The organism is Roseateles sp. GW821-FHT09H10 (assembly GCF_059415865.1).
In genome coordinates this window covers 178966-197112 of the sequence record NZ_JBWKOB010000007.1, presented here as the reverse complement: position 1 = coordinate 197112, position 18147 = coordinate 178966, and the positions used below count along the sequence as shown (strand labels likewise).

The following is an 18147-nucleotide window of genomic DNA, read 5'->3' as shown; positions in this document are numbered from 1 at the left end:
CTGGGTTTGCCCTAATCTGCCGGACAGTTAGCAACTGTCCGTCCATGGAATTCTCAGAGCTGTTCACGCAGAGCGCGCGCGACGTGCTGCCGCACGCCAGAAAGAAGGGCCTTGTCGCCTATTTCGACTACCGCGGGCCGCGCCTCGAACTCCATGATCCCGGCCCCTATCTGCGGGCCGGCATCCACCGCATCCTGCTGGGCATCGTCGACTGCTTCGAGTCGGGTTTCGTCATGTTCAGCGCGGAAGTCCAGCCGCCGGTCTATGGCCGCAGCAGCATCGTCATCCACGCCGCAGGCACCGGGACCAGCCGGCCTGGGGATGTGCTGGGCGTGCTGCAGCGCCTGCACCTGGTCGCCGAGGATGCCGACGAGACCCAGGATCCGGTGGAGCGGGCGGAAGCCCCGTGTCCGGCCACCGCCGGCCTGGTGCAGTTCGTGGACGCCGGGCGGGATGGCTTGGTCATCTCGCTGAGCGGCGAAGTCGCCGCGGAAGACGTGGCCTTCGAACACGCGCCCGATGCCGCCGGCACCGTCGCCTGGCTGGTCAGCCCGCTGCCCGGCGCGCTGGATTCGGTCGAGACGCGGCTGCGGCAGCTGGGCTGGCACGTCATGTCATTCGGATCCCTGGAGGACGCCGCAGCGGCGACAGTTGCCGGACTGGCGCCCATGCTGATGATCGTCGCCGAGCAGAACGGCGACGAGCTGCAACTGCTTGAACAGGTGGCGCAGGCGCTGCCCAGCCTGTGGACGGTGCTCGCCGTCGCGTTGGGCTCCGACACGCTGCGCCTGCGCGGCCGCGGTCCCGTCGACATCCGGGTGCTGCCGCTCAGCCCGCTGGAGCTGGAGCGTTTCACCGCCCATGTGGATGAGCGGACATCGACGGCGCTGTCGCGGCTGAGTTCGCCGACGCCGCTGTACGTCCAGGAATGCCGCCGCGTGCTCGTGGTCGACGACAACGTCGTGAACCAGATCGTGGCGCGCGGCCAGCTCGAGGCCCTGGGCTATGAGGTGGTGGTGGCCGGCGACGGCATCGAGGCGCTCGATTCCTGCTGCGACGAACCGCCCGACATGGTGCTGATGGACGTGGACATGCCGGTCATGGACGGGCTGGAGGCCAGCGAGCACCTGAGGTCCCTGCAGCGCATCGGCACCTTGCCACCGTTTCCCATCGTCGCCGCGACGGCCAGCGACAGCGATCTGCGGCGCAGCCACTGCCTGAGCGCCGGCATGGATGGCTACCTCAGCAAACCCATGAATCTCCAGGCATTGGCCGACGAATTGCACCGGGTCCTGCCGGGGCGGGCCACCCCCGCGGAGCTCTGACCCGGGCTACTCGCGCGGGCGGAAGGTCAGGATGAGCACCGGCGGCACGCGGCCGTCGACATCGCGCGGCAGGGTCTCGGCCTTCTCGATGGCACGCAGCACGGCACGGTCCCAGTCGGCGTCCGGGCTGGCCTTCAGCACCTTGCTGCCGAGGATGCGGCCGTCGGGGCCCAGGGTCACCTGGATCTCCGCGGTCGGGTTGGCGACGCCGTCTTCCGGATAGATGATCAGCGGCCGGATCTTGCCCTTGATGCGGCCGGCATAACCGGCCGATGGCGCGGCGTTCTGGGCGGCCGTGCCGCTCGAGCCTGGCGTGCCTTCGGCCATGCCCTGGATGCGGCGCAGGTTCTCCTTGCGCAGCGCCTCGCGGCGGGCGTCGGCGTCCTTGGCTTCCTTCGCCTCTTTGGCGTCCTTTGCAGCCTTCTCGTCCTTGAGCTTCTTGCGCTGGTCCTCTTCCTTGGCGGCTTTTTCCTTGGCCGCCTTGTCCTTGGCTTCCTTCTCCTTCGCCGCCTTTTCACGCTCAAGCTTGGCCGCTTCATCGCGGGCCTTCTCCTGCTTGCGCTTCTTTTCCTTGGCGATGGCGATCTCGGCCTCGCGCTGCTCCGCGGCGGCCTCTTCGGCGGCGCGCTGCTGGGCGCGGGTGTCGGGCTTGGGCGCCTCGGGTTCGGGCTCGGGCGGCGCCTCTTCGCGCGGCGCGGCCACCTGGGGCACGGCCGACCACAGCTCGGCCTCGAAGGCCGGCGAGGAGTCGCTGCGCCAGTTCAGGCCATAGGTGAGGGCGACGATCAGCAGCCCGTGCGCGATCAGCGCCAGGGTCAGGCCGCGGCCGATGCCGGCTGACTCAGGAGGACGCAGGACGACGGCGTTCACTTCGATGACGCACCGCTTTTCACGGCCAGGCCCACGCGCTGGATGCCGGCGCGCTGCAGCGTGTCCATGACCTGGACGACGGCCTCGTACTTGACGTTCTTGTCGGCCGAGATGACGACGGGGCTGGTCGCATCCTTGCCCTGGGCCTTCTTGACGCGCTCGGCCAGGCGGTTCACGGGGATGGCCTCGGGCTCAAGCTGGTCGACCTTGATCTTGAGCTTCTCATCCGTGCCGACGATGACCTGGATGACATGCTCGGGCTGCTGGCGGCTCTTGCCCACGCTGGGCAGGTCGACGAGGCCGGTCGTGATCAGCGGCGCGCTGACCATGAAGATGATGAGCAGCACCAGCATCACGTCGATGAAGGGGACCATGTTGATCTCGTTCATCGTGCGGCGCCGGCGGCCGCCACGGGAGGAAACGGCAGCCATCAGTGTTGCGTCGCGTTGCGCTGCAGGATGTTGGAGAACTCCTCGATGAAGGTCTCCAGCGTGATGGCGCTGCGGTCGATCTGGCGCGCGAAGCGGTTGTAGGCCAGCACGGCGGGGATGGCGGCGAACAGGCCGATGGCCGTGGCGACGAGCGCTTCAGCGATGCCGGGCGCCACCGTGGCCAGCGTGACCTGCGTCAGGTTGGACAGGCCGACGAAGGCATGCATGATCCCCCAGATGGTGCCGAACAGGCCCACATAGGGCGAGACCGAGCCGACCGAGGCCAGGAAGGACAGGTTGTGCTCCATCGCGTCCAGCTCGCGCTGGAAGCTCGCCCGCATGGCGCGGCGAGCCGCGTCGAGCAGGGCGCCGGCGTCGGTCACACGCTTCTCGCGCAGCTTCAGGAACTCGCGCATGCCGGACGCGAAGATGCGCTCCAGCGGCGCCGCATCCGCGCGGTTGCCGACCGACTGGTAGAGGTCGTTCAAGTTCTTGCCGCTCCAGAACTCCGCCTCGAAGGCGTCGTTGCGGCGCTTGATCTGGCCCAGGCCGATCAGCTTGCCGAAGATGACGCTCCAGCTCGCAAGCGACACGAGCAGCAGGCCCGCGATGACGAGCTGCACCGCGAAGCTGGCGTGCAGGATCAGGGAGACGATGGAGAGGTCTTGGTTCATGCGGTGATCGCTGCCACGACGGAGTCGGGCAGGCGTTGGGGTTTCAGGTCGCTGGCGCGCACGCAGCCGATGCGGATCTCGCCTTCGCACAGCAGCGTCTCGCCGCGCATGGCGCGCTGGCGTACGACGAGGCTGGCGCGGCCGGCGGGTTCAGGTTCGACGGTGACGCTCAGCAGATCGTCGAGCTTGGCCGGCGCCAGATAGCGCAGCGTGGTGCCTGCGACGACGAAGATGACGCCGGTCTCCTCGCGCAACTGGTGCTGCTCGACACCGGCCGCGCGCAGCCACTCGGTGCGGGCGCGCTCGAAGAACTTCAGGTAGTTGGCATAGAACACGATGCCGCCGGCGTCGGTGTCTTCCCAATACACCCGGATGGGGAACTCGAAGTTCATGCCAGCACCTCGCGCAGGCGGGCGACGGCCTCTTGCAGGTCTTCGATGGAAGACGCGAAGGACAGGCGCATCCAGCGCTGCGGGTCGGCCAGGCCAAAGTCGCGGCCGGGTGTCAGCGCGACCTGGGCGCTTTGCAGCAGCTCATGGGCAAAGGCCCAGCTGTCGGCATGGAAGCGGCTGATGTCCATCCACGCATAGAAGGCGCCATCGGGCGGCACGGGCACGGTCAGGCCGAGCTCGTTGAGAGCCGGAACGATGTAGTCGCGGCGTGCTTTAAGCACCGCGCGGCGGCGTTCGAACTCGGCAATGGAGTCGGGCTCGAAGCAGGCCAGGGCGGCCTTCTGGGCCAGCGTGGAGGGGCAGATATAGAGGTTCTGCGCCAGTCGCTCGATGGCGGGCACGAGGGCAGGGGGCAAGACCAGCCAGCCCAGGCGCCAGCCCGTCATGCCGAAGTACTTGGAGAAGCTGTTGACCGAGACGATGTCTTCGCCGAGGGCCAACGCGCTGTGGCCGAAGCGATCCTCGTAGCTCAGCGGCAGATAGATCTCGTCGACGACGGTGACGCCACCTTGGCTGCGCACAAAGCCCACCATGTCGGCCAGCACCTCGGGCGCGATGGAGGTGCCGGTCGGGTTGCTCGGCGAGGCGAGCAGCACGCCGCGCGTGGCCGGCGTCCAGGCCTCGCTCACCTGGGCGGCATCGAGCTGGAAGCGCTCGGCTGCGCCGGTGGGCAGCAGGCGCGGGGTCGCGTCGGCGGCCGTCACGAAGTGGCGGTTGCAGGGATAGCAGGGGTCGGGCATCAGCACCTCGTCGCCGCGCTCGAAAAGGGCGAGGCAGGCGAGCTGCAGGGCGGCCGAGGCGCCGGCCGTGACGGCGATGCGCGCGGGTGAAATGTCCAGACCGAAGCGCTGGGCGTACCAGCGCGAGATGGCTTCACGCAGGGCCGGCAGTCCGAGAGCGTCGGTATAGGGCGTCGGCCCTTGCGCGACGTGGGCCACCGCTTCCCGCACCGCCGGTGCGGCACCGAAGTCGGGCTCGCCGATATTGAGGCGGATCATGCGCCGGCCGCCCTGGGCCGGGTCGCACAAGGGGCCGGCCGCGACCTGGGCCGCGGCCTTGGCCAGCTCCATCACATAGAAGGGCTCGATGCGGTCGAGCCGGGCGGCCAACTTCACGGCGTGGTCAACGCTTGGCAGCGACCTCAAGCGGACGCAGGTCAACGGCCGCGCGGTCCAGCACGCCGTTCACATACTTGTGGCCATCGGTGCCGCCAAAGGACTTGGCCAGCTCGACCGCCTCGTTGATGGCGACCTTGTAGGGGATGTCCAGGCAGTGCTTGAGCTCGTAGGCGCCGATCATCAGGATGGCGTGCTCGATGGGCGACAGCTCGGTGGTCTTGCGGTCGACGTGGCGGGACAGGATGGCGTCGAGGTCGGCGGCCTCGTTGACGCAGCCGCCCAGCAGCGCGTCGTAATGCTTGACGTCGAGCTTGGCATAGCCTTCCTGCTCGCGGCCCAGGGCCACGATGGCGCCGATGTCCTCGCCGGTCAGCAGCCACTGGTAGAGGCCCTGCACGGCGGCCTCGCGCGAGCGGCGGCGGGCCGACTTGACGGGGGCGCGTTTGGCACCCGGCTTGGCGGCCGTCTTGGATGCGGTCTTCTGGGGTGCGTTCACTCGATCTCTTTCAGCAGATTGGCCATCTCGACGGCGACGCGGGCAGCATCGCGGCCCTTGGGCTCGGCGCGGGCCCAGGCCTGGGCTTCGTTCTCGACGGTCAGGATGGCGTTCGCGATCGGAATGCCATGGTCCAGGCCGACGCGGGTCACGGCCGAGCCGCTCTCGTTGGCGACCAGCTCGAAATGGTAGGTCTCGCCGCGGATGATGCAGCCCAGGGCGATCAGCGCGTCGTAGTCATTGCTCTCGGCCAGGGCCTGCAGGGCCAGCGGCACTTCGAGAGCGCCGGGCACGGTGATGTGGCGGATGGCTTCGGTCGGCACGCCCAGCACCGACAGCTCGGCCAGGCAGGCGCTGGCCAGCGACGAGGTGATGGCGTCGTTGAAGCGCGCCTGGACGATGGCGACGGTCAGCTCGCTGCCGTCGAGGGCTCCCTCGAAGCTCGGCAGGCCTTGTTCGGAATCTTGCATCGCGTGCCTTTCGGTTCAGCAGTTGGGGGGCGCGGTGAAACCGGTCACCTCGAGGCCGTAGCCGGCCATGCTGGGCATGCGGCGCGGGCTGCCGAGCAGACGCATGCGGTGCACGCCGAGGGCCTTCAGGATCTGGGCGCCGACGCCATAGGTGCGCAGGTCCATCGCGCCCTTGGTCGCCGGTGCGGGCTCGCTGGCCTGCACGCGCGCCAGCACGCCGGCCGCGTCTTCGCCGCAGTTCAACAGCACGACGACACCGCCGCTGCTGGCCTGGACGGCGGCCAGGGCGGCGGGCAGGCCCCAGGAGTGGCCGCAGGAGCCAGCTTCCAGCAGGTCCATGACCGACAGCGGCTCGTGCACGCGCACCAGCACTTCGCTGTCCGCGGTCCATTCGCCGTGGCTGAGCGCCAGATGGGTGCCGCCGGTGCGGTCGGTGAAGACCTGGCAGGCGAACTCGCCTTGAGCCGTGTTCAGGCGGCGCTCGGCGACGCGATGGATCAGGCTCTCGTTGCGGCTGCGGTATTCAATGAGGTCGGCGATGGTGCCGATCTTCAGGCCATGCTCGGCGGCGAAGACCTCCAGGTCCGGCAGGCGGGCCATGGTGCCGTCGTCCTTCATGATCTCGCAAATCACCGAGGTGGCCGACAGGCCGGCCATGCGGGCCAGGTCGCAGCCGGCCTCGGTATGGCCGGCACGCATCAGCACGCCGCCGTCCTGGGCCTGCAGCGGGAAGATATGCCCGGGCTGGACGAGGTCGCTGGCCTTGGCATCGGCGGCCACGGCGGCCTGCACCGTGCGGGCACGGTCGGCGGCGGAGATGCCGGTGGTGACGCCGGTGGCAGCCTCGATGGAGACCGTGAAGGCCGTGCCGTGCTGGGTGCCGTTGCGGCGCGTCATCGGCGGCAGCTGCAGGCGCTCGCAATGCTCGCGCGGCAGGGTCAGGCAGATCAGGCCGCGGCCGAACTTGGCCATGAAGTTGATGGCCTCGGGCGTGACCAGGTCGGCGGCCAGCACGAGATCGCCTTCGTTTTCGCGGTCTTCCTCGTCAACCAGGATGACCATGCGGCCGGCGGCCAACTCGGCCACCAGCTCGGGAATGGGGGAGATGGGCATAGCCGGCGATTGTAGGTGGCGACCCTAGGTCGAGCGGAGCCGAAGACGCAGATCCTGGCCAATCGGTGTGGCTTCGACCAACTGCCAGCGCCGGGCGGCATCCAGGCCGCTCAAGGCCGCCAGTGCGGCAAGGGGCCGGCCCTCGCCGATCAGCAGCGGCGCCTGGTAGATCAGCAGCTCGTCGACCAGGCCGGCATCCAGGAAGGCGCCGGACAGCGTCGGGCCCGCTTCCACATGCAGTTCATTGACGCCCTGGCTGCCCAGCTCAAGCATCAGGGCCGCCAGATCGGGGCGGCCGGGGCCGATGACGCGGGTCTCGCCGGGCGGCTGCAGGATGCGCGCGCCCGGCGGCATGCGGCCCTGCGGGTCGAGCACGATGCGCAGCGGCTGGCGCGCCGTGGGCACGAGGCGCACGTCCATGCGCGGGTCGTCGGCCAGCACGGTGCCTATGCCCGTCAGCACCGCGCCGGCGCGCCGGCGCCAGGCATGGCCGTCCGCGCGCGCGGCCTCGCCGGTGATCCATTGGCTGCGGCCATCGGGCAGGGCAGTGCGGCCGTCCAGCGAGACGGCCGATTTCAGGCGCACAAAGGGCCGGCCGCGCCGCATGCGCGAGAAGAAGCCGACATTGAGTTCGCTGGCCGCCGCGGCGATGGCGGCATCGGCCAGTTCGACCTGGATGCCGGCCGCCTTCAGCCGCGCCAGGCCCTGGCCCGCGACCTGGGGATTGGGGTCCTCGACCGCGGCGACGACGCGGGCGATGCCGGCGGCGATCAGGGCATCGCAGCAGGGCGGCGTGCGGCCATGGTGGGAGCAGGGTTCGAGCGTGACGATCGCCGTCGCGCCCCGCACATCGTGCCCGCGGGCTGCGGCGTCGCGCAGGGCCATGACTTCGGCATGGGCCTGGCCGGCCGGCTGGGTGTGGCCGCTGCCAAGCTCACGCCCGTCGGCCGCCAGGATGACGCAGCCGACGCGCGGGTTGGGTTCGGTGAGGCCGACGGCCTGTTCGGCGAGGGAGAGCGCCTGCCGCAGCGCCGCCGTGATTGCGGGCGAATTCATGCCGGCAGTCTAGAGCGGCGCGAGGCCGGGCTAGGGGCTGGAGGGCTGCAGCTGAATCGTCGAGTAGTCGGCGAATATGCCGCTGGTCGGGTTGACCGCAGGCGCCGTGGGGCAGCTGAGGTCGCCCCGGATGACGAGGAAGTTCTGGCGAGCCAGCGAACCCATGACCCGGCCATAGACCGCCGGATGCTCCTCGTTCTCCAGCGATTTCAAGTCGGCCGAGAACATGCCGCCGCTGCCGTTGTAGTCGGCGCTGTAGCGGCAGACGCGGTAGTCGGCCGCCGTGAGGCCGATGGGGAAGCCGGTCAGCTCCACCTTGCCGGTCCACTGCTTGGCCGAGTTCGGGTAGACGATGCAGTTGTAGGTGACGAAGGGCTGGGTGCTGGGCGATGTGGTGGGCGAATCGTTGAAGCAGTCCGGCGCCGGGCTGGGGGCTGGATCGGTGGTGATGGGGTCCAGCACCATGCTGCCGCCGCTGATGACCGGCGCACCGTTGACGAGTCGCGGCAATGAAAAGCTGCCCGCGGAGAAGGCCAGGCCGATGGCCGGGAGTGCGGTCGCGCCCGGCGAGGTCGGATTGGCCGGGTTGCTGTTGGAGAAGCGGATCACGCCCGCGAGCAGATAGCCGACGGTGTTGTTCTTGCAGGTTTCGACGTCGGCGGCCGTCAGGGTCGACAGCGGCGTGGCGGACGCATTGGTGCACTTGCCGGTGATGACGCCGGTCACGTTGTTGAAGACCCAGATCAGCGGGCTGGTCGGGCTGGGGTTGAAGGCGCTGATCTTGCCGTCCAGCTGCTTGGCCCCCGGCGGGATGGCCGGATGGCGGTTGGAGGGCAGGGTGACGGGGCCGGCGGGGGGCGTGAAGCCCACGGCGGCGCTGAACAGCGGGTCGACGGCCGAGACGAGGGTGTCCAGGTTGATGAACTGATCATCGCCGGCGCGGTCCTTCCAGCTCACGGTGACGCGGATCTGCCGGGCCCTGTCTTCGGGCAGTTGGGTGACAAAGCGCCGCACGCTGTAGGTGGTGTTCGAATCCGGCGGCACGACGGGCGTCGCCGCCTGGGCCGTGATGCCGCCGGTGTAGGTCGTTGCCGTGGCCGGCGTCGAGGCCGTCGGCGTCAGCTCCGAGAAGGTGCGCAGATTCGTCAGCTCAGCGCGGGCCAGCCGCATGGCCTCGCTGCGCTGCTTGGCCACGTCGGCACCGCGGCGCAGATTGCTCATCAGGCCGACCAGGGCCAGCATGCCGAAGGACATCACCAGCAGGGCCACCAGGGCCTCGATGAGGGTGACGCCGCGCTGGTGGCGCGAGGCGGCGCGGGAAGTGGGGAGGTGCGAGGGCTTGAACATGGCCATCGATCAATAGTCGCCGTCGATCCAGCCACCCGAGACGCGCACATAGCTGCCCAGGCGGTTGCGCAGTTCGTTGGCGATGGACTGCTGGTAGAGGACGTCCATGCGGCCGGTGGCCGTCATATGGCCCTGCACCAGCACCGATCCGGTGACCATGGAGGGGGCCGGATCGGTGTTGGTCCAGGACAGGTCGCCCAGGACCACCAGCATGCCATTGAGCTGCATCGGCCCGGCGATGGTCACGTTGCCGTAGACCACCACCAGCACCGGCGCGGCTGTCGTGCCGATGGTCACGTTGGAGCTGAGGGTCATGTTCCCGGCCACGGTCAGCAGGCGCTTGCCGGCGTCGACGGCGGTGACGAGATCCGTGCCGCAATCGGCCGAGCAGGTCACGGCGCGCGCCGCCGGGTGGTTGGTGTAGCGGCTGGGCGCCATGCCCATGAAGTTGCGGAAGAAGCGGATGTTGCCGTCGGTGCCCTGAGCCTGGAACTCCTGCAGCTTGGTGTCACCGAAGATGCGCGCCTGATCCGCCGGCGTGCCGGGCACGCTGTCCATGCGGTCGTCGTTCAGCGTCGGCGCCCCGCCACCCGACACCACCAGCAGGCCGCCCGAGCGCGGGTCGGTGTTGTGCAGGCCCAGGCCACCGGCGCCCGCGGTCGTCAGGTTGCCCTTCACGATCAGCGGCGCCGCTGGCGACGAGGGCACCGCACCGATGAAGGCGATGGACGTCTTTTGCAGCGTCGTGGCGGCCGCGCGCTGGGAGCGCGCTTCGGAGTTGGCGGCGGAGCAGTTGTCGATGCTGCTGTCCGTGCAGCCATAGCCATCGATCAGGAAGCTGCCGTAGCGCACCTCCGTGTCGGTGCCCAGGGCGACGCCGTAGGACGGGATCAGGGCACCCGCGAGCGCCGTGGTGGGCTGGGCCGTCCGCGTATTCGGCGCAGGGCAGCGGCAGACCATGCCGGTGCCGGTGGAAGAGCAATCGGCCGCGAGTGGCGCCCGGCCGCCGCCGGCATTCGTGATCTTGCTCGTCGTGGCACGGTCATCGGCCGAGACGTTGAGGTATTTGTCGACGAAACGCGTGCCGCCGGTGGCCACGGGGCTGCAGCTGTCGTCCAGGGCCGAGCCATTGAGCAGGGTCACCGCCCATTCGACGCTGGCTTCCGCCATTTCCTGCGCCATGGTGGCGCGGTAATAGCTGCCGGCGATGCGCTGCTCGAACATCAAGCTGCGGTTGGCATAGGCCGCCAGCAGGGCCATGACGAGGAAGAGCACCATGACCACGACCAGCGTGGCGGCACCGCGTTGCGGGCGGGCGGCGGGCATGAAGAGATCGCGCCTCATGCTGGGCACACCCCGTTGTTGCTGAGGCCGTCCGCGCGGATCTTTTCCCTGACGGTCAACGTGCGGCTGACGCTGGGATCGGACTTGGCGACGGCCTGGATGGTGATGTCGACGCGCCGCACCGACTGGGTCGGGCAATTGCCCGCGGTTTTGCAGCTGGGATCGCAGAGGTCGTCGAGCGGGATCGTCTGGTTCACGATGACGGCCGAGAAATTCGTGATCTTGACCACCTCGGGGTCGGTGATGGGCTGCCAGTTGGGCAGGCCGCTGGACAGCAGCCCCAGCTGGATATAGAGCGTCTGGCTGGACGTGTCCCAGCGCACGCCGAACTGCTCGTTGTTCTGCACGGTGTTGCTGACGTTCAGCACGCCGGTGCCCGCCAGGTTCTTGGCATAGCGGTAGTAGAGGTCGGTGTTGCCCGTGCTCTGGGTCACCAAGGCATAAGGGCTGGACGCCGCTTCCTTGGCCGGCGTGGCACCGCCATTGCGCTCAGGCTCCCAGACACCGGCCGAGGGCAGGCCACGGTAGCCGGCACGGCGCAGATCCTGCTGCAGCAGGTCGGCGGCAATGCGCAGGTCCTGCTGCATCTGCACTTCCAGCATCAGGCGGCGGTGCTCGTTGATCTGGCGGGTGGCGACGACGGCGGCGCCGGCCGTGACGATCAGGCCGACGGTGATGCCCACCATCAGCTCGACCAGGCCCACGCCGCGCTGGGCGCCACGGGCGTGGGTGCGCGAGATTCTCAGCATGCGGCGTACCCCGTCATCTTGGTGAACAGCGGCGCGGGGCCGGTGGCGGGCGTCCTGACGGAGGACGGCGCGCAGATCTTGACGCGCCCGATGGTGTTGACCTCCACACGCAGCGTGTAGCCCTTGCCCAGGCCCATCACATCGACCTGGAAGTCCTCAGTCTCCAGCGCCATCTGCTCGCGAGCAAAGCGGATGTAGTTGGGTCCCGCCGCCCAGTGGCTGGCGAAGGCCTTGAAGCTCACATGGGCCTTGGGCAGCTGGAACACGCGCAAGGACCGCGAAGCGGTGCTGGGGCAGAGGTCGTTGAGCGGGTAGTAGCAGCGGCAGAGGTTGGCCCCGGCCGTGGTGACGACGATGGCGCAGCTCATGCTCGCATGCGGATCGAAGCGGACGAAGAGCAGCGAATTGTTCGCATTGGTCTCGGCCTTGGCATAGGTCAGGATGCCCGCCACCTCTTCGGCGGCGGCGGTGACGCGGCGCTTTTCCAGCAGGTCGGCCATGGAGGGGATGGCCACCGCCAGGATGACGCCGAGCACGGCCAGGCCGACCATGATCTCGATCAGCGTCAGGCCGGCGAGGCGGGCTTTCAGGGCGTGGAAACGGCGCTTCATGACTAGCGGGGCCAGCATTCGGTGCTGGTGTCCCGGTCCGTGCCGCTGTTGTTCGGGTCGCCGGTCGCGGTGTACTGGGGCGTTGCACCCACCAGGGTGACCGTCAGGGTCTTGCAGGTCACGTCGCGGGCCTGCTTGCCGCCGGCGACCGGGGTGGCCGTGACGACATAGCCCACGTCAAAGGCCGGGGTCGCGCCGACGCCGGTGAGGGAGACCTCGTAAAGGGGGGTGATCCGCGCGATGTTCAGCCCCAAGGCGCCGACCGTCGACGCATAGAGGGCGGAATTGCTGCGGAAGCGCTCCTGGGCCTGCATGACGGCGGTCAGCGCGGACACGGCATCGGCGCGGCGGGCGCGCTGCATGTGCGAGGTGTAGGCCGGGTAGGCGATCGCGGCCAGGATGCCGGCGACGGCCAGGGCGACCATCAGCTCGATCAGGGTGAAACCACGGCGTCGCGGACGGGTGCAGGTGCGCATGGGCCGATTTTCGGCAGCACTGCACAGTGACCCCCTGTTACATGTGCCGCTTGTCCGCCAAGTTGCGCCGCCGGTCGGCATCCACCACGAATGAGGGGCTCAGGCGCACTTGGCCACGCCGCCGACCTTGTGGCTGCCCACATAGCAGCTGCGCACCCGGCCGGTGATGGCCACCACCTGGCGCAGCGTCGTGCCGCTGCTCAGGCTGAGGTCGATGCTGCCGGTCTGGGTCACCAGGCCCTGGCGCTGCTGGAATTGCAGGGTCTCGGCATTGCTCTTCACGCGCACGGCCTGGCTGGCCGGGAAGCCTTCGGCCTTGATGACCTGGCTGGCCGTGCTCCTGCAGACGGCCTGGGTGCCGGCGCAGTCGCATTCGTCCCGGGTGCCGATGTAGATCACATAGCAGGCATTGGCGCCCTTGCCGCTGACGCGGAAGTAGACCGGTTCGCTCAGGCGGTTGGCCTCGCTGCGGGCCAGGCGCAGGTCGCCGATCAGGGTTTCGGCGCTGGCGCGCAGCTTCTGCTCCTGGCGCAGCTCGCCCATGGCGGGGACCGCCTGGCCGACCAGGGCCGCGCAGATGCCGATGCTGGTGCACAGCTCGACAAGGGTGAAACCACGGCTTTGGCGGCGGGCGTTGGCGATGCGGTTCATGGCGGCTCCCTGGGGTTCGTTGCGAGTGAACGAACTCTAGAAACCACCGAGCGTGACGTCTTTCCTCCTTTGGGCGGAACGACGGGGGATGAGGAGCGGGGGCATCCCCCCGATCCCCCCTCCAAAGGGGGATGGCGGCAGGCCGCGGGTCAGATCTCGCGGATCAGCTGCCGGAACTCGTCGACGTCCTCGAAGCTGCGATAGACGGAGGCGAAGCGCACATAGGCGACCTTGTCGATGCGCTTCAACTCGCGCATGACCAGCTCGCCCAGGCGGGTGGATGCGATCTCGCGGGCGCCGCTGGCGAGCAGCTTTTCCTCGATGCGGTTGATGGCCGCGTCGATCTGCTCGACGCTGACCGGCCGCTTGCGCAGGGCCAGCTGCATGGAGGCGCGCAGCTTGGAGGCGTCGAAATCGGCGCGCCGCCCGTCCTTCTTGACGACCGAGGGCAGGGCGATATCCGGCCGCTCATAGGTCGTGAAGCGCTTGTCGCAGGACAGGCAGCGGCGCCGGCGCCGGACGACGTCGCCCTCGTCCGATTCCCGGGTCTCGGCGACCTGGGTCTCGGTGTGAGAGCAGAACGGGCAGCGCATATGGGCTTAGCCGCCTATCAACCGCGATACACGGGGAAGGCGGACGTCAGGGCGGCGACCTTCTCGCGCACGGCGGCCAGGTTGGCTTCGTCGTGCGGCTTGTCCAGCACGTCGGCGATCAGGTGGGCGGTGGCACGCACCTGTTCTTCCTTGAAACCGCGCGTCGTCATGGCCGGCGTACCCAGGCGGATGCCACTGGTCACCATGGGCTTCTGCGGGTCGTTGGGGATGCCGTTCTTGTTGCAGGTCATGTGGGCGGCGCCCAGGATGGCCTCGGCTTCCTTGCCGGTCAGGCCCTTGGGACGCAGGTCCACCAGCATGACGTGGCTCTCGGTGCCGCCGGAGACGATGCGCAGGCCGCGCTCGATGAGCGTGTCGGCCAGCACCTTGGCGTTCTTGACGACCTGCTCCTGGTAGGCCTTGAACTCGGGCGTCAGGGCTTCCTTGAAGGCCACGGCCTTGCCGGCGATGACGTGCATCAGCGGGCCGCCCTGGATGCCGGGGAAGATGGCCGAGTTGATCTTCTTGGCGATGGCCTCGTCGTTCGTCAGGATGATGCCGCCGCGCGGGCCGCGCAGGCTCTTGTGCGTGGTCGACGTGACGACGTCGGCGTGGGGCAGCGGGTTGGGGTAGACGCCCGCGGCGATCAGGCCGGCGTAGTGGGCCATGTCGACCATGAAGTAGGCGCCGATCTCCTTGGCGATCTTGCCGAAGCGCTCGAAGTCGATGCGCAGCGAATAGGCGGAGGCGCCGGCGATGATGAGCTTGGGCTTCTTCTCGCGGGCCAGGGCTTCCATGGCGTCGTAGTCGATCTCTTCCTTGGCGTTCAGGCCGTAGGAGATGACGTTGAACCACTTGCCGCTCATGTTCAGGGCCATGCCGTGGGTCAGGTGGCCGCCTTCGGCCAGGCTCATGCCCATGATGGTGTCGCCGGGCTGCAGCAGCGCGAAGAAGGCGCCCTGGTTGGCCTGCGAGCCGGAGTTGGCCTGCACGTTGGCGTATTCGGCGCCGAACAATGCTTTGAGGCGGTCGATGGCCAGTTGCTCGACGACGTCGACGTACTCGCAGCCACCGTAGTAGCGCTTGCCGGGGTAGCCCTCGGCGTACTTGTTGGTCAGCTGGCTGCCCTGGGCCTGCATGACGGCCGGCGAGGTGTAGTTCTCGCTGGCGATCAGCTCGATGTGGTCTTCCTGGCGGCGGTTCTCGTTCTGGACGGCGGTCCAGAGCTCGGGGTCGACCAAGGCGAGGGTGGAGGTGTTGCGGTCAAACATGCTGGTGTTCCGAAGGTCAGGCGGTCAATCCCCGGCGCTCACGAGCGAGCGTGAAGCCAAGGCTGCCCAGGCGAACGGCTGATAGCGGTTCGCGAAAACCGCCTCACGCTCCCCGGTGGTGGCCCACCTCGGGTCAGCTCGTGACCCTGATCGCCAGTCGCGCGAGAAGCCAGTGTATGCCAGCGCGGCGGCGCGCGGCCGTCCGGAGCCGCTGACGCCCCCTCGGGGAGCTCGCAAAGCGAGCGTGGGGGGCCTGCAGGGCCGCTCAGCGCAGCAGAGCGACCTGGGCGGAGTCGCCGGTCGAGGGGGCAGAGGCCGCTTCGCGCTGGACCGGGCGCACGGTCGTCATCGTCGGCACCTGGCGGCCAGCGGCGACGGCCTTCAGCAGGTCGTGCTCGGCCAGCACGCGGGCCGTGTAGCCGGTGTCCTCGGCCAGATTGGCGCCGCCCACGTAGTAGCGCAGACCGTCTTCCAGGCTGCCGGCGCGCTGGATGCACTCCTTCAGCACCTGCACGCCGACGCGCAGATTGGTGACCGGATCGAAGGCGGCGTGGGTGCCGCCAAAGGCCTCGTACTTGTCGTCATGCACCCGGGTCATGACCTGCATCAGGCCCTGGGCACCCACGGAACTCTGGGCAAACGGGTTGAAGCGCGACTCGATGGCCATGATGGCCAGGATCAGCGTCGGCTCGACCTTGGCGCGCTGGCCGACGGCCCAGGCTTCTTGCACCAGGCGGCTGATGGGCTCAGGGGCGACGCTGTAGCGGCGTGCCAGCCAGTGGGCGACGGCCGCCTGCTGGCGGCTCAGTTCGCGCGGGTCGGCGGCGGTGGCGCGGGCGATGGCGTCCGGCTCAGCCGACGCGAACAGCGTGTTGCCTTCGGCTTCGGCGCGGGCTTCCTGGCGGGCGTTCAGCCAGCCCAGGGTGGCGGATTCCAGCTTCTCGCGCAGGCCGGCCTGGCTCGTGAACACCAGCAGCACGGCCACCACGGCCAGCCCCAGCAGGGCCAGCGTGTTGTGGCTGACCACCAGCAGGCCGTTGCCGATGTCCTTCACGAACAGCGACGCCGAATCCCGCGTGTGGCGAGCCAGGCTGAACAGGTCTTGACGTGTCGTCATGCGACTCCTTGTGTCGAGGCCTGCCTCAGGCTGCCTTTGTCGGGGCGGTCTGGGGCAGGGCGACGGTGATAATTTCCCGGCCGATTGCATTGGTCTGTGGCATCTCTGTGCCCGGAGGACCCAGCCGGTTGGGTTTCAGTAAAAACCCGAAGTGGCCGAATTTTACGAAGCGAAGATAACCAGTCAAGCTTGTTTGACTGCCTCAAAACTACTTTTGGTTATGAAATACAGCGATCTGCGAGACTTCATGGCCGGCCTGGAAGGCCTCGGCGAGCTCAAGCGCGTGAGCGAAAAAGTCTCGCCGGTGCTGGAGATGACGGCCCTCAGCGACCGCGTGCTGCGGGCCGGCGGACCGGCCCTGTTGTTCGAGGCGCCGACCGGCCACTCGACCCCCGCCTTGACCAATCTTTTCGGGACAACGCGTCGCGTCGCACTCGGCATGGGTGCTGAGTCTCTGGCCGATTTGAGGGATGTGGGCCGGGTGCTGGCCAGCCTCAAGGAACCCGACCCGCCCAAGGGCCTGAAGGACGCAGGCAAGCTGCTGCAGATGGCCAAGGCGCTGTGGGACATGAAGCCCGCCGTGCAGCGCCGCGCGCCCTGCCAGGAAGAGGTCTTCGAGGGCAGCGACATCGACCTCGGCCGCCTGCCCATCCAGACCTGCTGGCCGGACGACGCAGCCCCCCTGATCACGTGGGGTCTGGTCATCACCCGGGGCCCGACGCGCACCCGCCAGAACCTCGGCATCTACCGCCAGCAGCTGATTTCGCGCCATCAGGTCATCATGCGCTGGCTCGCGCACCGCGGTGGTGCGCTAGATTTCAGAGACTTCTCTCTCGCCCACCCCGGCCAGCCGTTTCCGATCGCCGTGGCCCTGGGCGCCGACCCGGCCACCATCCTCGGCGCCGTCACGCCGGTGCCGGACAGCCTGTCCGAGTACCAGTTCGCCGGCCTGCTGCGCGGCTCGCGGACGGAATTGGTCAAGACCGGTGTCGGCGGTGAGCGGCCGTTGCAGGCGCCGGCCTCGGCCGAAATCGTGCTGGAAGGCCATATCCCGCCTGCCGCGCCCGGCTTCACCGGCGTCAGCGAGCGCGGCGTGCCGCTGAAGGAGAAGGGCGGCTATCTGCATGCGCTGGAAGGGCCGTTTGGCGACCACACCGGCTATTACAACGAGCAGGACTGGTTCCCGGTCTTCGAGATCACGCGCCTGACCCAGCGCAAGAACCCGATCTATCACTCGACCTACACCGGCAAGCCGCCGGACGAGCCCGCCATCCTCGGCGTGGCCTTGAACGAAGTCTTCGTGCCCATCCTGCAGAAGCAGTTTCCGGAGATCGTCGACTTCTATCTGCCGCCCGAGGGCTGCAGCTACCGCATGGCCGTCGTGTCCATCAGGAAGTCCTATCCCGGCCATGCCAAGCGGCTGATGTTCGGCATCTGGAGCTTCCTGCGCCAGTTCATGTACACCAAGTTCATCGTCGTCGTGGACGATGACATCGACACGCGCAACTGGCAGGAAGTGATCTGGGCCATCACCACGCGCATGGACCCGGTGCGCGACACCACGCTGGTCGACAACACCCCCATCGACTACCTCGATTTCGCCTCGCCCGTCAGCGGCCTGGGCGGCAAGATGGGGCTGGATGCCACCAACAAATGGCCCGGTGAAACCAGCCGCGAATGGGGTCGCGGCATCACGCTGCCGGCCGAGGTCACAAAGCGTGCCGAGGCGCTATTCGGGCAACTCTTCTTGAAGCCCTGAAGGCACTCGCCTACTGTTGGAATGCCTTTTCAGGCACAACCTCTGGCGCAATCCCTTGCGCGCCAGGAGCCCTTCGGCAAATCGCCGTGGAGCCCCAAGATGGCATAGCCATCCACCCCGCCCGGCCCTCAAGCCCGGCGGGGTTTCTATTTGAGGGCGCCAAGGAGCTTTTCAGAAAATTGCGGGGCGGGCGACGGGCCGCTCCCTGGCCGGCCCGCGCTGGC

20 protein-coding genes and 1 riboswitch are annotated in these 18147 nt (G+C 68.5%); of the genes, 2 read left to right on the top strand and 18 right to left on the bottom strand.

The window, feature by feature from the left end; genetic code table 11:
* Nucleotides 1–44 precede the first annotated feature (44 nt).
* Nucleotides 45–1325 (top strand): response regulator, encoded by a 1281-nt coding sequence (locus AC07OY_RS26935; protein WP_495045677.1) that lies wholly within the window; start codon nucleotides 45–47, stop codon nucleotides 1323–1325.
* Between the two features lie 6 nt (nucleotides 1326–1331).
* On the opposite strand, the gene tolA is transcribed toward AC07OY_RS26935, so the two are convergent.
* The 18 genes from tolA to AC07OY_RS26845 all read right to left on the bottom strand — a co-directional run bounded on the left by tolA (nucleotide 1332) and on the right by AC07OY_RS26845 (nucleotide 16164).
* Nucleotides 1332–2195, bottom strand: a complete 864-nt coding sequence (tolA, locus tag AC07OY_RS26930; protein WP_495045676.1) for a cell envelope integrity protein TolA — start codon at nucleotides 2193–2195, stop codon at nucleotides 1332–1334.
* The gene (tolR, locus tag AC07OY_RS26925; RefSeq protein ID WP_495045675.1) at nucleotides 2192–2626 is read right to left on the bottom strand and encodes a protein TolR; all 435 of its coding nucleotides are present in this window, start codon (nucleotides 2624–2626) and stop codon (nucleotides 2192–2194) included. The genes tolA and tolR overlap by 4 nt, the downstream gene beginning before the upstream one ends.
* Nucleotides 2626–3300 carry a protein TolQ gene (tolQ, locus tag AC07OY_RS26920; protein ID WP_057301154.1) on the bottom strand — a complete coding sequence of 225 codons (675 nt, stop codon included), beginning with the start codon at nucleotides 3298–3300 and terminating at the stop codon, nucleotides 2626–2628. The genes tolR and tolQ overlap by 1 nt, the downstream gene beginning before the upstream one ends.
* Nucleotides 3297–3692, bottom strand: coding sequence for a tol-pal system-associated acyl-CoA thioesterase (gene ybgC, locus AC07OY_RS26915; RefSeq protein ID WP_495045674.1), 396 nt, complete (start codon nucleotides 3690–3692; stop codon nucleotides 3297–3299). The genes tolQ and ybgC overlap by 4 nt, the downstream gene beginning before the upstream one ends.
* Nucleotides 3689–4867 (bottom strand): pyridoxal phosphate-dependent aminotransferase, encoded by a 1179-nt coding sequence (locus AC07OY_RS26910; protein ID WP_495045673.1) that lies wholly within the window; start codon nucleotides 4865–4867, stop codon nucleotides 3689–3691. The genes ybgC and AC07OY_RS26910 overlap by 4 nt, the downstream gene beginning before the upstream one ends.
* Nucleotides 4868–4874: 7 nt before the next feature.
* Nucleotides 4875–5366: a transcription antitermination factor NusB gene (nusB, locus tag AC07OY_RS26905; protein WP_495045672.1), complete on the bottom strand. Its 492-nt coding sequence runs from the start codon at nucleotides 5364–5366 to the stop codon at nucleotides 4875–4877.
* Nucleotides 5363–5836, bottom strand: coding sequence for a 6,7-dimethyl-8-ribityllumazine synthase (gene ribH, locus AC07OY_RS26900; RefSeq protein WP_495045671.1), 474 nt, complete (start codon nucleotides 5834–5836; stop codon nucleotides 5363–5365). The genes nusB and ribH overlap by 4 nt, the downstream gene beginning before the upstream one ends.
* A 15-nt stretch (nucleotides 5837–5851) precedes the next feature.
* Entirely contained in the window at nucleotides 5852–6949 is a 1098-nt protein-coding gene (gene ribBA, locus AC07OY_RS26895) for a bifunctional 3,4-dihydroxy-2-butanone-4-phosphate synthase/GTP cyclohydrolase II (protein WP_495045670.1), read from the bottom strand.
* Between the two features lie 24 nt (nucleotides 6950–6973).
* Nucleotides 6974–8005, bottom strand: a complete 1032-nt coding sequence (gene ribD, locus AC07OY_RS26890) for a bifunctional diaminohydroxyphosphoribosylaminopyrimidine deaminase/5-amino-6-(5-phosphoribosylamino)uracil reductase RibD (protein WP_495045669.1) — start codon at nucleotides 8003–8005, stop codon at nucleotides 6974–6976.
* 30 nt (nucleotides 8006–8035) lie between these two features.
* Complete coding sequence (locus tag AC07OY_RS26885) at nucleotides 8036–9352, bottom strand: type IV pilus modification PilV family protein (RefSeq protein WP_495045668.1); 1317 nt, start codon at nucleotides 9350–9352, stop codon at nucleotides 8036–8038.
* 9 nt (nucleotides 9353–9361) lie between these two features.
* Nucleotides 9362–10696 carry a PilX N-terminal domain-containing pilus assembly protein gene (locus AC07OY_RS26880; RefSeq protein WP_495045667.1) on the bottom strand — a complete coding sequence of 445 codons (1335 nt, stop codon included), beginning with the start codon at nucleotides 10694–10696 and terminating at the stop codon, nucleotides 9362–9364.
* Entirely contained in the window at nucleotides 10693–11445 is a 753-nt protein-coding gene (locus tag AC07OY_RS26875; RefSeq protein WP_495045666.1) for a PilW family protein, read from the bottom strand. Before AC07OY_RS26875 ends, AC07OY_RS26880 begins: the two co-directional genes overlap by 4 nt.
* Nucleotides 11439–12074 carry a pilus assembly FimT family protein gene (locus AC07OY_RS26870; protein WP_495045665.1) on the bottom strand — a complete coding sequence of 212 codons (636 nt, stop codon included), beginning with the start codon at nucleotides 12072–12074 and terminating at the stop codon, nucleotides 11439–11441. The genes AC07OY_RS26875 and AC07OY_RS26870 overlap by 7 nt, the downstream gene beginning before the upstream one ends.
* Nucleotides 12059–12532 carry a type IV pilin protein gene (locus AC07OY_RS26865; RefSeq protein WP_495045664.1) on the bottom strand — a complete coding sequence of 158 codons (474 nt, stop codon included), beginning with the start codon at nucleotides 12530–12532 and terminating at the stop codon, nucleotides 12059–12061. The genes AC07OY_RS26870 and AC07OY_RS26865 overlap by 16 nt, the downstream gene beginning before the upstream one ends.
* A 99-nt stretch (nucleotides 12533–12631) precedes the next feature.
* Nucleotides 12632–13183 carry a GspH/FimT family pseudopilin gene (locus AC07OY_RS26860; protein ID WP_495045663.1) on the bottom strand — a complete coding sequence of 184 codons (552 nt, stop codon included), beginning with the start codon at nucleotides 13181–13183 and terminating at the stop codon, nucleotides 12632–12634.
* Nucleotides 13184–13332: 149 nt separating this feature from the next.
* Entirely contained in the window at nucleotides 13333–13776 is a 444-nt protein-coding gene (gene nrdR, locus AC07OY_RS26855; protein ID WP_119046304.1) for a transcriptional regulator NrdR, read from the bottom strand.
* Nucleotides 13777–13793: 17 nt separating this feature from the next.
* The gene (glyA, locus tag AC07OY_RS26850) at nucleotides 13794–15047 is read right to left on the bottom strand and encodes a serine hydroxymethyltransferase (RefSeq protein WP_495045662.1); all 1254 of its coding nucleotides are present in this window, start codon (nucleotides 15045–15047) and stop codon (nucleotides 13794–13796) included.
* 57 nt (nucleotides 15048–15104) lie between these two features.
* Nucleotides 15105–15218: riboswitch (ZMP/ZTP riboswitch) on the bottom strand.
* A 94-nt stretch (nucleotides 15219–15312) separates the two neighbouring features.
* The gene (locus tag AC07OY_RS26845; RefSeq protein ID WP_495045661.1) at nucleotides 15313–16164 is read right to left on the bottom strand and encodes a lytic transglycosylase domain-containing protein; all 852 of its coding nucleotides are present in this window, start codon (nucleotides 16162–16164) and stop codon (nucleotides 15313–15315) included.
* 220 nt (nucleotides 16165–16384) lie between these two features.
* Here AC07OY_RS26845 and ubiD point away from each other — a divergent pair, with 220 nt between their 5' ends.
* Nucleotides 16385–17923, top strand: a complete 1539-nt coding sequence (gene ubiD, locus AC07OY_RS26840) for a 4-hydroxy-3-polyprenylbenzoate decarboxylase (RefSeq protein WP_495045660.1) — start codon at nucleotides 16385–16387, stop codon at nucleotides 17921–17923.
* The last annotated feature ends 224 nt before the right edge of the window (nucleotides 17924–18147 follow it).